Source organism: Micromonospora sp. NPDC049301, assembly GCF_040678715.1.
Classification (GTDB): Bacteria; Actinomycetota; Actinomycetes; order Mycobacteriales; family Micromonosporaceae; genus Micromonospora.
In genome coordinates this window covers 562,789-577,368 of the sequence record NZ_JBFAQO010000006.1, presented here as the reverse complement: position 1 = coordinate 577,368, position 14,580 = coordinate 562,789, and the positions used below count along the sequence as shown (strand labels likewise).

General features: G+C 73.5%; 10 protein-coding genes. 2 read left to right on the top strand and 8 right to left on the bottom strand.

Translation table 11 applies throughout. The features are described from left to right. Position 1: 1 nt before the first annotated feature. The 4 genes from AB0K07_RS21385 to prmC all read right to left on the bottom strand — a co-directional run bounded on the left by AB0K07_RS21385 (position 2) and on the right by prmC (position 4,429). On the bottom strand, positions 2–2,116 hold the full coding sequence (locus AB0K07_RS21385) for a transglycosylase domain-containing protein (RefSeq protein WP_363757135.1): 2,115 nt from the start codon (positions 2,114–2,116) through the stop codon (positions 2–4). A 106-nt stretch (positions 2,117–2,222) separates the two neighbouring features. After that, positions 2,223–2,834 carry a phosphotyrosine protein phosphatase gene (locus AB0K07_RS21380; protein ID WP_363757134.1) on the bottom strand — a complete coding sequence of 204 codons (612 nt, stop codon included), beginning with the start codon at positions 2,832–2,834 and terminating at the stop codon, positions 2,223–2,225. Beyond that, a complete protein-coding gene (locus AB0K07_RS21375) occupies positions 2,835–3,482 on the bottom strand; it encodes an L-threonylcarbamoyladenylate synthase (protein WP_363757187.1) in 648 nt (215 codons plus the stop codon). Then, positions 3,482–4,429 (bottom strand): peptide chain release factor N(5)-glutamine methyltransferase, encoded by a 948-nt coding sequence (gene prmC / locus AB0K07_RS21370; protein WP_363757133.1) that lies wholly within the window; start codon positions 4,427–4,429, stop codon positions 3,482–3,484. Before prmC ends, AB0K07_RS21375 begins: the two co-directional genes overlap by 1 nt. Positions 4,430–4,501: 72 nt before the next feature. On the opposite strand from prmC, the gene AB0K07_RS21365 reads away from it, so the two are divergent. Next, positions 4,502–6,049, top strand: coding sequence for a GGDEF domain-containing protein (locus AB0K07_RS21365; protein WP_363757132.1), 1,548 nt, complete (start codon positions 4,502–4,504; stop codon positions 6,047–6,049). Positions 6,050–6,055: 6 nt separating this feature from the next. On the opposite strand, the gene prfA is transcribed toward AB0K07_RS21365, so the two are convergent. Together prfA and rpmE are read right to left on the bottom strand one after the other, a co-directional pair. Continuing rightward, positions 6,056–7,144: a peptide chain release factor 1 gene (gene prfA / locus AB0K07_RS21360; protein WP_363757131.1), complete on the bottom strand. Its 1,089-nt coding sequence runs from the start codon at positions 7,142–7,144 to the stop codon at positions 6,056–6,058. Positions 7,145–7,259: 115 nt separating this feature from the next. Further along, complete coding sequence (gene rpmE / locus AB0K07_RS21355; RefSeq protein ID WP_007464546.1) at positions 7,260–7,484, bottom strand: 50S ribosomal protein L31; 225 nt, start codon at positions 7,482–7,484, stop codon at positions 7,260–7,262. Positions 7,485–7,759: 275 nt separating this feature from the next. Between rpmE and AB0K07_RS21350 the strand changes: the two genes are divergently transcribed. Continuing rightward, positions 7,760–8,656 (top strand): AAA family ATPase, encoded by an 897-nt coding sequence (locus AB0K07_RS21350; RefSeq protein ID WP_363757130.1) that lies wholly within the window; start codon positions 7,760–7,762, stop codon positions 8,654–8,656. 51 nt (positions 8,657–8,707) lie between these two features. Here the strand turns inward: AB0K07_RS21350 and AB0K07_RS21345 are convergent, their stop codons facing one another. Together AB0K07_RS21345 and rho are read right to left on the bottom strand one after the other, a co-directional pair. Beyond that, entirely contained in the window at positions 8,708–12,190 is a 3,483-nt protein-coding gene (locus AB0K07_RS21345) for a phosphodiester glycosidase family protein (protein WP_363757129.1), read from the bottom strand. Positions 12,191–12,488: 298 nt separating this feature from the next. Beyond that, positions 12,489–14,552, bottom strand: a complete 2,064-nt coding sequence (gene rho / locus AB0K07_RS21340; RefSeq protein WP_363757128.1) for a transcription termination factor Rho — start codon at positions 14,550–14,552, stop codon at positions 12,489–12,491. Positions 14,553–14,580 lie beyond the last annotated feature (28 nt).

The following is a 14,580-nucleotide window of genomic DNA, read 5'->3' as shown; positions in this document are numbered from 1 at the left end:
GTCAGTTGCCCGTACGGGCACCGGTGACCTGGAAGGCGACCCGCTCGCTGGGCGGGACGAAGTCCCGCACCGGCTGGTCGCGCAGGGCGAAGGCGAGCACCTCGCCGACCCCGGTCACCATCCGGGCCTGCACCGCCTGACCCACCGCGTCGCGTGGGTCGTCCGGGTTCGCCGCCATCGAGGCCACCGCGAGCTGCGGGGTGAACGCCACCACCGTCTCCGTCTCGTACCGCTCCGAGCTGCCGGTCTTTCCGGCCACCGGTCGGCCGAGCTTGGCCCGCAGGTCGGGTGCGGTGGCACCGTCGCAACTCCCGTACATCGACTGGTCGCCGACCGGGCAGCGGGCCGCGTCGGCGGCCGCCCGGGCCACGTCGGTGTCGAGCACCTGCCGGCAGTCCGGCTTGGCGGCGTCGACCGCACGGCCGGACGAGTCGGTGATCGAGACCACCGGCAGCGGCGCGCACCAGGTCCCCTCGGCCGCCACCGTGGCGTACGCCGTGGCCAGGTCGAGGGGGGTCGTCGCGGCGACGCCCAGGGTGAACGGGCCCCAGTTCTTCGCCCCGTTCCGGGCCAGCCGGGCGTCGGAGTCGGCGCGCAGCACGATGCCGAGCCGCTCGGCCATCTCCACCACCCGGTCGGCGCCGACCCGCTCGGTGAGCCATGCGAAGTACGTGTTCACCGAGCGTCCGAACGCGGTCCACATGGTGCGCGGGCCGTCCATCGACGAGGGGTTGGAGTTCTCCGGGCACCAGAGGCCGTCACAGCTCGCCTCCCCGGTCACCGGGAAGCGGGTGACCAGCCGGGTCGGCGAGGTGAAGTCGGTCGACAGCGGCATGCCGGACTCCAGCGCGGCCAGCATGGTGAAGAGCTTGAACGTCGACCCGCCCTGGTACCCGTCGATGGCCCCGCCGCCGGCCACCAGCTGGTTCACGGTGTTCGGGTGGTTCTTCTGCCCGACCGGGTTGTCCGCCACGCTGTAGTTGCGGTTCACCGCCATCGCCAGCACCCGGCCGGTGCCGGGCTGCACCACCGTGGTCGGCACCGCCCGGGCCTCGGACGACCGGTAGATCCGCAGCACCTGCTCGGTGGTCGCCCGCTGCACCGCCGGGTCCAGCGACGAGACGATGGAGAACCCGCCCCGGCGCAGCGTGCGCTGCCGCTCGTCGGCCGTCGAGCCGAACGCCGGCTGGCTGCTCCACCAGTGGGTGAACCAGTCGCAGAAGAAGCCCCAGTCGTTGTGCCCGTCGGGCACCGCCGTGCAGTCGTTCGGGGTCTCGCTCGGTTTCAGCTCCAGCGGCTCGGCCCGGGCCGCGGCCGCCGCGTCCGCCGACACCTGGCTCGACTCCACCATCTGCGCCAGCACGTACCCCCGCCGGCGCAGTGCGCTGTCGGCGTCGCCGTTGATCGGGTCGTCGCTGTCCGGCGACCGGACCAGCCCGGCCAGGAGCGCGGCCTGGGCCAGGGTCAGCTCGGCCGGTGACCGGGAGAAGTAGCGCTTGCTGGCCGCCGCGATGCCGTACGCCCCGGCACCGAAGTACGCGATGTTGAGGTAGCGGGTGAGGATCTCCTCCTTGCTCAGCTCGCGCTCCAGCGCCAGCGCGTACCGCATCTCCTGGATCTTGCGGACGGTGCTGACCTCGGTGGCCGCCTGGCGCTGGCTCTCGGTCAGCCGGGGATCGCTGCTGAGCACGTTGCGGACGTACTGCATGGTCAGCGTGGAGGCGCCCTGCCGGGTCTGTCCGTCGCGCTTGTTCACGGTGAACGCGCGCGCCACCCCGCGCAGGTCCACCCCGCTGTGCTGGTAGAACCGGACGTCCTCGGCGGCCACGATGGCCTGGCGCATCACCGGCGCGACCTCCTGCAGCGGCACGTCCACCCGGTCCTCCTGGTAGAAGGAGGTGATCAGGGTGGTGCCGTCGTTGGCGTAGAGGTTGGAGCGCTGGGCGGTGGGCGGCGTGCGCAGCGTGTTGGGCAGCTCCGAGTAGGGCGTGGACAGGGCGCTGAAGCCGATCCCGAAGACGAGTGCCACGGGCAGGGCAGCCGCCGCCAGCACCAACCCGGCCAGCACACCGGCGATCACCACGGTCAGGAGTTTGTCGAGACGGGCCCGGATCATCAGCTCTCCCCGCAGGAGCCGTTCACGCTAGGACCCGTTCAGAATGACCCGGAATGCCCCTTTCGCCCCTGGTTTTCGACAAACCCGGAGGAAACTCGCACCGCGCTCAGGGAAGCAGTGCGCCGGCCAGCGGGTGGACCGTCTCCTCGATCTCGTCGGCGACCCGGCTGAAGCACTGGTCGCCGCGACCCCACGGGTCGTCCAGATCGTCGCCCGGCAGCAGCGAGGCGCCCAGCCGGGCGTCGTGGCCCGCCGCCACCAGGGCCACGCCCCGGGCGTACACCGCCTCCGGGGTCGATTCGGCCGGCGGCAGCGCGGCGGCGTCCACCGCGGCCAGCAGCCGGCCGAACTCACCCAGCACGAAGGTGCGGGCCGCCGCGTCCGGACGAAGCGCCACCACGTACTCCTGCTGATCCGCGGTCGCGGTCAGGACCAGGTCGGCGGCGTCGATGTGCTCCGAGCGCAGCTTGCGCGCGGCGAACCCCTCGACGTCCCCGCCCCGGCTGGTGACCTGCCGGGCCGCCGGCGGGTTCATCTCCTCGCCGGCGTGCCAGCCCCCGGTGCCGGCGCTGTGGCTGTGCAGCAGCTCCTCGGCGCGGGCCGGGTCCTGCTCGCGCCGGGCCAACCGCTCCCGCACCGCAAGGGCGAGCAGCCGCTCGGCCATCGGCGAGCGGCAGATGTTGCCCATGCAGACGTGCAGGACGGTGAACGGGGGCACTCAGGCCCCCTGGACGTCGACGAGATCCGGCACCACGTCGCGCAGCTTCTCCAGTGGGATCGCGCCGGCCCGCAGCAGCTGCGGCACCTCACCGGTCAGGTCCACGATCGTGCTGGGCACCGGGTCCGGGCAGGGCCCGGCCTCCAGGTACGCCCGCACCGAGTAGCTGAGCTGGTCGCGCGCCTCCTCCGCGGTGACCGCGGCGGGCTGGCCGGTCTTGTTGGCCGAGGAGACCGCCATCGGGCCGGTCTCGCGCAGCACCTCCAGCGCCACCGGGTGCAGCGGCATCCGCACCGCCACCGTGCCCGTCTTGTCGCCGAGGTCCCACTGCAGGCTCGGCGAGTGCTCGACCACGATCGTCAGGGCACCCGGCCAGAACGCCTCAACGAGATCGCGCGCGGCGGTGGGCAGGGAGAAGACCAACCCGTCCAGGGTCTGCCGCGAGCCGATCAGCACCGGCGGCGGCATCTGCCGCCCCCGGCCCTTCGCGTCCAGCAGCGCCTTGACCGCGTACGGGGTGAACGCGTCCGCGCCGATGCCGTAGACGGTATCCGTCGGCAGGACGACCAGCTCGCCGTTCTTGACCGCCTCGATGGCCGCAGCGATGCCGCGGTCCCGATCGGCGGGCGACCGGCAGTCGTAGAGCATCACGAGGAGTCAGTCTGCCACGCCGCCCCGCTCGGGGCTTGCTGGCCGTCCGCCCGTCGGGACGCGGTGGCGTAGCGAGGGCGGCCGGTGAGGTCCGGATGCTCCGCGACGGCGGCGAACCGGCCGTCCGCGGCGAGCAGTCCGGGCACCGCCGCGCCGTGCGTGTCGTCGTGCTCGATTCCGACCACGCCGCCGGGACGCAGCAGCGCCGCCGCCCGGCTGACCACCGGCCGGATCACCGCCAGACCGTCCGCGCCGCCGAAGACCGCCTCCGCCGGGTCGTGCGCGGCCACCTCCGGCGACACCACCACGTCGACCGGCACGTACGGCGGGTTGCAGAGCAGCACGTCCACCCGGCCGACCAGGTCGGCCAGCAGGTCAGGCGCGGTGACGTCGGCCTCGATCACCTCGATCGGGCGGTCACCCGCCCCGGCCCGCTCCGCCGCGTTGCGACGCAGCCACGCCAGCGCCGCCGGGGACCGCTCCACCGCCACCACGCGCGCCCCCGGCAGCTCCTGCGCCACCGACAACGCGATCGCGCCGGAGCCGCTGCACAGGTCCACCACCAGCGGGTCTTGCCGGGAGCGGCCCTGCTCGACGCCCCAGCCGGCCAGCAGTTCGGTCTCCGGCCGGGGCACGAAGACACCCGGCCCGACCGCCAGCTCCAGGTGCCGGAAGCCCGCCCGACCCGTCAGGTGCTGCAACGGCTCCCGGCCGGCGCGGCGGCGCACCAGCTCGTCGAGCCGGGCCAGGTCGTCGTCGGTCAGGTCGTCGGCGAGCGCCAGCCGACCCCGGGGCACCCCCAGCACGTACGCCGCCAACAGCTCGGCCTCCACGCGGGCCGGGCCGACCCCGGCCGCGGCGAGCGAGCGGGCCGCCCGGGCCACCGCGGCGGACGGACGGAGCCGCCCTGTCCCTTCGGGGGGGTGTTGCGGCAGAGTGGTCACGACATAATCATGAAGCGTCGCGGGCGACGCCACGAACGAGTGCGTCGCGGCGCACACGACGGGAGGTCGCGAGTGGGCTGGCTCGACCGGGTCGATGACCAGGTTGACGCCCTCACGCACGCCCGGGCGTTGCAGGAAGCAAGTCGCTCCGCAGAGTCGTACGCCCTGCTGGAGCGGGTGATCCGCACCACCACGGACCCGGCGGCGCGAGCGGACGCCATGGTGCAGCGACTCTCCGCGCTGATCAATCTCGGTCGGACGGCGGAGTTCACCCGGGCCATCGAGGAGGCCTCGGCGGCGGTCCGCGACCTCGCCGAGCCCTACCTGCACGGGCACCTCAACGCGCTGGCCGCGCTGGCCGCGCACCACCAGGGCGCACTGGACCGCTGCGTCATGCACCTGGTGAAGGCAGCCCGGGCGCTGGGCGCCGTGGAGGACCCGGACCGGGACACCGCCTGGGGCTGGCACGACCTTGCGATGGCGTACAGCTACCTGAGCTTCCACGGGTACGCCCTGGGCGCGATCGAACGGGCCCGGCAGCTCGGGGTGACCGCCGGGATCCCCGAGGAGACGTTCGCCGCGCCGGGCATCCGGCTGCGCAACGCCGTGGCGCTGGACCACAACGGCGACAGCGACGGCTGCCTGCGCGTGCTCCGGGACGTCGCCGCCGACCTGGCCCGGTTCAGGCGTGCCGGCCGCGCCGGCCGGCTGCGGCCGAGCAGCCTCGCCGCGTACGGCTACGCGGCGGCCCGGCAGGCGGCGCTCGGCGACCGGGTGGAGTCCGCCGGAGAGGCCGAGCCGTCCCGGCTGCTCGCCCACGGCGGGGACAGCGCCCGGGCCCGCGACATGCGTCAACTCGGCCAGGTCTGCCTGGCCGTCGCCGCCGGGCGGCCGATCGAGGCGGTCACCCGACTGGATTCGATCCGGGTGTCCACCGAGACGCTCGGCGCGGCCGAGCCGGCCCGGCTACGCAGCATCGCGCTGGCCCGGGCCGGGGACCACGTGTCGGCGCACCGGGCCGACCGGCTGGCGTTCCGGCTCGCCGCGCAGCGCAACGACCGGCTGCGCGACGTCTACATCGACGGCATCGCCGCCCGGATCGACCACGAGGAGATGCGCCGCGAGGCGGCGCGGTTCGAGGGCGAGGCGCTGACCGACCCGCTCACCGGGCTGCCCAACCGACGGCGGTTGGAGCGGTACATCACCGCCGTGGTCACCCGCGGCGAGCGGGTGGTGATCGGCGTCTGCGACCTGGACGGCTTCAAGGCGGTCAACACCCGGCACGGGCACCACTCCGGCGACCTCGTGCTGCAACGCATCGCCGGGGTGATCAACCGGGTGATGCGGCGGGGCGACTTCGTGGCCCGCTACGGCGGTGACGAGTTCGTGGTGGTGCTGCCGGACACCGGCATGGCCGAGGCAGCCGAGGTGGCCCGCCGGATCGAGACGGCGGTCCGCGCCGAGGAGTGGGAGTCGCTGGTGCCCGGCACCCCGGTCGGGGTGAGCATCGGCTTCGCCGAGGTCTCCGGCGGGGGTGGCTTGCGCGACGCGCTCAGCGTCGCCTTCGAGGAGGCCGACCGGGAGATGCTGCGGGCCAAGTCCCGTGCCCGCGCGAGCTGACCGGGGTCAGCGGCGGGTCAGCTCGGTGTCGCCGGCCAGCCGGGCGGCGCGGTCGGCCTCGGCCAGGGCGTCCAGCACCCCGTCCAGGTCGCCGGCGAGCGCCAGATCCAGGTTGTACGCCGTGTAGCCGATCCGGTGGTCGGTGATCCGGTTCTGCGGGAAGTTGTAGGTGCGGATCCGCTCCGAGCGGTCCACGGTGCGCACCTGCGCCTTGCGGGCGTCCGAGGCGGCGGCGTCGGCCTGCTCCTGAGCGGCGGCGAGCAGCCGGGCGCGCAGGATCCGCATCGCCTGCTCCCGGTTCTGCAACTGGGACTTCTCGTTCTGGCAGGAGACGACGATGCCGGTCGGCAGGTGGGTGATCCGCACCGCCGAGTCGGTGGTGTTCACCGACTGGCCGCCCGGGCCCGACGAGCGGAACACGTCGATGCGCAGGTCGTTCTGGTCGATCGTGACATCGACGTCCTCGGCCTCCGGCAGCACCAGCACACCGGCGGCGCTGGTGTGGATCCGACCCTGCGACTCGGTGACCGGGACGCGCTGCACCCGGTGCACCCCGCCCTCCCACTTGAGCCGCGACCAGACGCCGTTGCCGCCCTCCGGCACGCCCTTGGTCTTGATCGACAGCGAGACGTCCTTGACCCCGCCGAGGTCGGAGTCCTGCGCGTCGATCACCTCGGTGACCCAGCCGTGACGCTCGGCGTACCGGGTGTACATCCGCAGCAGGTCACCGGCGAACAGCGCCGACTCCTCGCCGCCCTCTCCGGCCTTGATCTCCACGATCACGTCCTTGGCGTCGTGCGGGTCACGCGGGATGAGCAGCTCGGCGAGACGCTCCTCCAGGACCGGCAGGGACGCCGCGATGGACTCCGCCTCGGACGCGAAGGAGGGGTCCTCGGCGGCCAGCTCACGGGCCGCGGCCAGGTCGGCGCGCGCCTGCTCCAGCTCGCCGGCGGCCTTGTGCAGCGGCACCAGCTCGGCGTACCGGCGGCCGACCCGCCGCGCGGTGGCCTGGTCGGCGTGGATCGCCGGGTCGGCCAGCCGCTTCTCCAGCTCGGCGTACTCGTCGAGGAGGCCGGCCAGACGCTCGCTGCTCATGCTGCGGGTGCTCCTTCGAGGGTGCGGCGCCGGCCGGGCCAGGCGAAAAACTCAGGCGGAATGCGGACGGCGCCCGCGTCCGGTGGAAAACCGGACGCGGGCGCCGAACGTGGAGTTACTTGGCCTTCTTGGCCTGAACCTTGGCGTACTTCTGCTGGAACTTCGCGACCCGGCCGGCGGTGTCGAGAACGCGCTGCTTACCGGTGTAGAACGGGTGGCAGGCGCTGCAGGTCTCGACGTGGATCGCCCCGCCCTTGGCGGTGCTGCGGGTCGTGAACGTGTTGCCACAGGAGCAGCTGACCTCGGTGGTCACGTACTCCGGGTGGATGTTTGCCTTCATCTCGCCTCGGTCCTCTCGTTGGTGGTCGCCGGGTCGCCGTCACCGCCCGTCGCGCCGTGCGCGACGGGCTCGGGCGTGAACCGGAACCGGTGGCCGATTGACCAGTGTGCCATGGGCCTGAGCCGACCCGGTAATCGGGCCGCACACCTCGTCCGGCATCGTCAACACGTGCCTCCCCGTCCGCATTCCCGCCGCTCGGCGGGGCATTCACCCACTCGGCGGGCCGCCGCCGAGTGCCCCGCCGGGGGTACGCCCGCCGAGCCGGAGGGGAGCGGATGACCCGCCTGATCGCCACCCGGGGCCTGCCCGCGTCCGGCAAGACGACCTTCGCCCGGACCCTCCAGCCGTCCGTGGTCCGGGTCAACCGCGACGACCTGCGCCGGATGCTGCACGGCGAGCGGCTCTTCACCCAGTGGGCCGAGGCGCAGGTGACCGTCGTGCAGCGGGCGCAGGTCGAGGCGCTGCTGCGGGCCCGGGCGGACGTCTGCGTGGACGACACCAACCTGCGCTCGCGGACCCTGCGGGACTGGGCCGACCTGGCCGCCCGGTACGGCGCGGAGTTCGAGGTGCACGACTTCACCGACGTGCCGCTGGCCGAGTGCCTGCGCCGCGACGCCGCCCGGCCGGAGACCGACCGGGTCGGCGCGGACGTGATCTGCCGCCTGCACGAGCGCTACCTGGAGGGGCGGACGCTGCCGTTGCCGGTGCCGCAGGCCCGCACCGGACGACCCGCCGCAGTGCACCCGCCGTCGACCGAGCCACCGGAGATCGTCCTGGTGGACATCGACGGCACCGTCGCGCTGGCCGTCTCACGCAGCCCGTACGACATGACCCGGGTGGGCGAGGACCGGCCGAACACGGCGGTGATCGCGGCGGTCCGGGCGATGCACGCCGCCGGGTACGGGGTGGTCTTCTGCTCCGGGCGGGACGCCTCGGCCCGGGCGGCAACCGAGGCGTGGCTGGCCCAGCACGTCCGCGTCCCCTACCTCGGCCTGCACCTGCGCGCCGTCGGCGACTCCCGGAAGGACTCGATCGTCAAGCGGGAGATCTACGACCGGGAGATCCGGGACCGCTACCGGGTGGTCGGCGTCTTCGACGACCGCGTCCAGGTGGTCCAGATGTGGCGGGCCCTCGGTCTCACCGTCTTCCAGGTGGCCGACGGCGACTTCTGACGGAGGCGTCGGGAAGGGCCCCTCCTGGGCCGGAGGGGCCCTTCCCGACGACTACCGGGTGATGGTGATGGTGGCGTCGGCGAGGACGCCGTTGACGCTGACCGTCAGGCGGACGGGGGCGCCCGGGCGTAGGGCGGTCAGGGTGCCGGTGGCCGGGTCGAAGTGGGCGGTGTGCCACGGGCGTACCCCGGCCGCGGAGCCGATGTGCACCCCCGGCGAGGCGAACCAGTCCGCGCTGACCGGGGCGGCCACCGGGACGGCACGCCCACCGGGCTGGGTCAGCGTGGCGGTGACCGGCGCCGGGACGCCGACCGGGACGCTGGCCGGGGCGTCCACCGCGAGCCGGTCCACGTGCGCGTGGACCTCCGCGTCGACCCAGCGGGGGCCCTCGGCGAGCGGGTCGCGGCGGGCCCGGTCGGCCTCGGCCGGGCTGACCGGGTCCACGCCGAACTCCGTCCAGCCGGTGAAGCCGCCCTGGTTCGCCGGGGTGGAGGGCGTCTTGCCCGCGTTGCCGTTGATCACGTACGGCACCCCGTCCACCCGGTCGGCGTGGAAGGTGCCGACGTGCCCGCCCACGAACAGCGCGCCCTTGCCGGAGCGGTGCTGGAAGTCGGCCAGCCACTGCTCCAGCAGCGCCGCCTCCTTGCGGTCACCGAGCTGGCTGGCCTGCGCCGGGCTGGGGTCGCGCGGCGGGTGGTGGTGCAGGACGACGACCGACCCGACCCGCTTGTCGGCAGCCGCCGCGTCCAGCGTCTCCCGCAGCATCCGCACCTGGTCGAAGCCACCGCCGCGCAGCGTCCCGGTGGACGAGTTCAGGGTGACGAACCGGGTGCCGGCATGGTCGAAGACCCGCGACGTGGCGCCGAACACGGCCTGGAAGTTGCTGATCGGCGCACCCATGATCTCGTGGTTGCCGGGCACGTAGTACCAGGGCAGAGCGTCGCCCAACTCCTCGTCGAGGATCCGCTTCGCCAGCGCGAAGTCGGCCGGGTAGGCGGTGTCCACGAAGTCCCCGTTGATCAGCAGGAAGGCCGGCCGGGCCGCCTTCACCTCGCGCAGCGTCCGCCGGGCCTGGGCGACCAGGTCGCTGTCCGGGTCGGCGGCGACGAACTGGGCGTCGGAGAGCACCGCGAACCGCCAGGGCGCGCCGTCCACGGTGCCGTCACGGACCACCACCCGATCGGTACGCGGCGCCACCGCCGGCACGTCGACCGTGGGCGGCACCTTCGCCACCAGGTCGTCGATGACGACCTCGCTGGTGTACTGCGCGGCGGCGTTGGTCTCGGCCACGTAGAACCGGCGTACGCGCACCGGGTACTGCACCCCCGCCGGCACGGCGAACTCCACGTACCGCCAGCCGGTCCAGGTGATCAGCGGGCCACGCAGCACGTGCTGGGTGTCCTGGGCGTCGTGCAGGTGCAGGCTGGGCCACTCCCCCGTGCCGTTGCCGTGGATCCACATGCCGAATGCCTGTGGCTGTCCGGGCACCTCGATCCAGGCCGGCGGGTCCGCGTACGCGGCCCGGGTGCCGGTGGACTGGCTGAAGTCGTACGACATCCGCAGGCCGGTGCCGGTGTGCCCCGGCGCGGGCGCGACCGAGCCACTGGCCCGAGCCTGGCTGAACCGCCAGGACGCGGCGTCGTCGAAGCCCGCCACCGGGACGTCGGTCAGCCCGACGGTCACCGGCAGGACCGCGCTGTGGCGTCCGACGTGGACGGTCACCAGGCCCGAGCCGGTCTCGCGCAGCGCGGTGACGGCGAGGTTGCCGTCGCCGGTGGGGGTGATCCGCAGCAGGTCCCGGTCGTAGTCGAGGGTCAGGTCGGCCGGCTCGACCGGTGCGGTGTTCCCCTCTGCGTCGTAGCCGACCACACCGACCAGCGCGTTGCCGTCCCGGCCGGTGAGCCCGACCCGCTCCACTGTGGAACCGACCCGGGCCAGCGGGCCGAGCACCGTCAGGCCCAGCGATCCGGTGGCCCGCCCGCGCGCCGCGGTGACCGTGCCGGCCCCCGGCACGCCCGCGTGGAACACGCCGGCACGGTCGACCCGGCCACGGGCCGCCGGGGTCACGCGCCAGGTCGGCGTGCCGGCCGCCGGGCCGTACGTCTCGTCGTAGCCGGCGGCGGTGAGGGTGCGGGTCAGGCCGGGGAACACGCGGTCGGGCCGGCCGCCGCGCACCGGTGAGATGCCGGGGGCCACGGTGGGGTCGCTCGCGGTCTCCACCCAGTAGCCGGTGAGCCGGCCGCTGCCCTTCGGCGCGTAGATGGCCAGGCCGTTGGGCACGGCCCGCTCGCTGCCGTCGGAGGGCGTGTTCTCGACCTGCACGGCCGGCGCGCCCGGCTCCCGGGCCAGCAGGGTGGACGAGCCACCGCCGTCCAGGTTGAGCGCGTGGTGGGCGCCCAGTTCGGCCATCATCCGGCCCATCTCGGTCTGGGTGACGCCGCGACTGTCGACCTGCCGACCGTCCACCGTCAACATGATCATTTTGCGACCGTCGGCGGTGAAGCCGACCGCCGTGCGTGGGGCCAGCGTCGGGTCGGCGATGCTCTGCACCACGCCGTCGCGAACCAGGACGTTGCTGCCGCCGACCGCCGCGCGCAGGATGCTGCCGTCGGACGGCTTCGGTTGCCAGGCAACCGTCACCGGGTCACCGGGGCGGAGTCCGGCCAGCGCGTCCGCGCCGGCGTCGCGGCCGAGCAGCACAGTGCTGCCGGCGACGATCGGGCCGCTGCCGGCCGCGCCGGCCACCGCGACCACGCGCCCGCCGGCCACGGTGACCTCGACGACCCGGGTCGCGCCCGCCACCGCGCGCTCCCGGGTGTACGTCCCCCAGAGCTCGGTGAACGCGCCGATGCCGTCGGCCTGCACGATGTTGTTGAACTGCGTCAACGACACCGGTCCGGTGGGCAGCGTGGCGGTGCCGTCGAAGTTCACCTCGATCACCCGGCCGAGCCCGTCCGCGGTGACCGCCACCGCGTTGCGGTGCCCGCTGACCGCCGACTGGATGAGCTGGCCGTCACGGATGCCCACGCCCTGCGCGGCTCCGGAGTTGTTGATGTCGAAGAAGTCACCGTTGACCGCGGCGACCGCCCGCGAGCGGTCCACCGCCGCCCGCAGCGGCTCGGCCCGGCTGACCGCCCCGGAGTTGACGTAGTCGACGGTGGCCCCACCGGTGAGGTCGGTGGTGAGGGCGTCGGCACGCAGCCAGCCCTCGGCGTCGTACCGGTCGAAGGAGGTGAGCTGCACGCCCGGCGCGACCGGCCGGCTGGCCTTCGTGGTCTCCAGGCCGCCGGCCGGCTCCACGCCGCCGGGTGCGGCGGCCGACGCGGTCGCGGTGGCCGGGTCGGCGGCCAGACTGATCGACCCGGCCGACCGGGACGACGCGGGCGGCGCGTCCTCGGCGACGGTCGAGTTGGCCACGGGGGCGATGGACGGGGTCGGTGGTGCGGCTGTCGCCGGCGCCGGAACAGCGAGGGCGAGCAGCGGCGTCAGCAGCAGGACGCCGGTGCGGCGGGCGGATCGTCTGCGGGTACGCATGGACGACAGTCAACCCGATGCTGAATAGAAGTTTCAAGATGCACCGACTGAACCGAAGGAAAACTCCAGATCTGGCCGGGCCGGTTCTCGCCGCGACGCCGCCGCCCTGGCCGGCCGGCCGGCCGGCCAGCGGGCCGGCGGGCCGGCCATCCTCCCTCACCTTTGCTCTGCTTCAACGGGCGCAACGAAAAGCGGCCCGAACTGTTGCGCGGGTGTAAGCAGAGCAAAGGGGCCGATGGGCATGACGAAGGGGCACGGCCGCTGTGGCCGTGCCCCTTCGTTGGTCAACCGAGGGTGGTTACTCCCCCGGCGTCGACTTCGCGATCTGCATCAGGAACTCGATGTTGGTGCGGGACTGCTTGAGGCGGTCCAGCAACAGATCCATCGCGGCCTGCGAGTCCAGCGAGTGCAGCACCTTCCGGAGCTTGTGGATGATGGCCAGCTCCTCGGGCGCGAGCAGGACCTCCTCCTTACGGGTGCCGGACGGGTTGATGTCGATGGCCGGGAAGGTGCGCTTGTCAGCGATCTTCCGGTCCAGCTTCAGCTCCGCGTTGCCGGTGCCCTTGAACTCCTCGAAGATGACCGTGTCCGCCATGGACCCGGTCTCCACCAGCGCCGTGGCGATGATGGTCAGCGAGCCGCCGTTCTCGATGTTGCGAGCCGCGCCGAGGAAGCGCTTCGGCGGGTAGAGCGCGGTGGAGTCGATACCACCCGACATGATCCGGCCGCTGGCCGGCGCCGCCAGGTTGTACGACCGACCGAGGCGCGTCACCGAGTCGAGCAGCACGACCACGTCGTGCCCCAGCTCGACCAGGCGCTTCGCCCGCTCGATCGCCAGCTCGGCGACCGTCGTGTGGTCCTGCGGCGGACGGTCGAACGTGGCCGCGATGACCTCGCCCTTGATCGACCGCTGCATGTCGGTGACCTCTTCGGGCCGCTCGTCCACCAGCACCACCATCAGGTGGCACTCCGGGTTGTTCCGGGTGATCGCGTTCGCGATCGCCTGGAGCACCATGGTCTTACCCGCCTTCGGCGGCGACTGGATGAGCGCTCGCTGGCCCTTGCCGATCGGCATGACCAGGTCGATGACCCGGGTGGTCAGGATGTGCGGCTCGGTCTCCAGCCGCAGGCGCTCCTGCGGGTAGAGCGGCGTGAGCTTGTAGAACTCCGGCCGGCGCCGCGCCTCCTCCGGCTCCATCCCGTTGATGGTGTCCAGCCGCATCAGCGGGTTGTACTTGTCCCGCCGCTGGTCGCCGCTGTTGCCGCCCTCACGGGCCGCGCGCACCGCACCGGTGATCGCGTCACCGCGGCGCAGGCCGTACTTCTTGATCTGGGACATCGACACGTACACGTCGTTCGGGCCGGCCAGGTAGCCGGTCGTCCGCACGAAGGCGTAGTTGTCGAGCACGTCGATGATGCCGGCCACCGGGACGAGCACGTCGTCCTCGCCGACCTGCGGCTCGCGCCCACCGGTGTCCCCACTGGTCTCGCCGCGCTCGCCACGGCCACGCCGACGGTCCCGGAAACGGCTGCGCCGGCCACGCCGGCCGCCGCCCTCGCCGTCATCGTCGTCGTTGTCCCGCTCGGCGCGCTGACCACGGTCGTTGCGGTCGCCCCGATCGTTACGGTCACCACGCTCGTTGCGGTCGGCCCGCTCACCACGCTCCGGCCGGTCGTTGCGCTCGCCCCGCTCGGCACGGTCGCCCCGCTCGTTGCGCTCGGCACGCTCGCCACGCTCGGCACGGTCACCGCGCTCGGCACGGTCACCGCGCTCGGCACGCTCGCCCCGCTCGGCACGGTCACCACGCTCGCCGCGCTCCGGCCGCTCGGCACGCTCGCCCCGCTCGGAACGGTCACCGCGCTCGGCACGCTCCGGGCGCTCGGCCCGGTCCCGGCGGTTCTCGCTCCGGTCGGTCCGCTCGCCGGCCTCCGCCTCCTCGGTGCGCGCCTCGGTGGTACGCGCCTCCGTCGCGGCGGTTCGGCTACGCCGGGTACGACCCCGGCCCTCGGTCTCGGCGGCCGGCTCGGCCGGCGCCTGCTCGGTGCGTCCCTCAGCCGCTGGACGGTCCACGGTCTCCCGCACCTCCTCACGGGTCGGAGCGGCCGCGGCCGCGACCTCGGCCCGCGGTCGAGGGGTGCCGGCGGCGTTGCCGCCCTGCCGCTCGGAGATCGCGGCGATCAGCTCGCCCTTGCGCATGCGAGCCGTGCCGGAGATGCCGAGCGACGCAGCCAGGCTCTGCAGCTCTGGCAGCAGCATCGCCGACAGACCGGTGCCGCTACGCCGACGACGGGCGGGAGCGGCGGTGGTGGCATCGCCAGCGACGTTGGAAACATCCGACGTCACGTCGGTGGTGTCGCTCAATGGATTCCTTCCCTCGATAAGGCCGGGA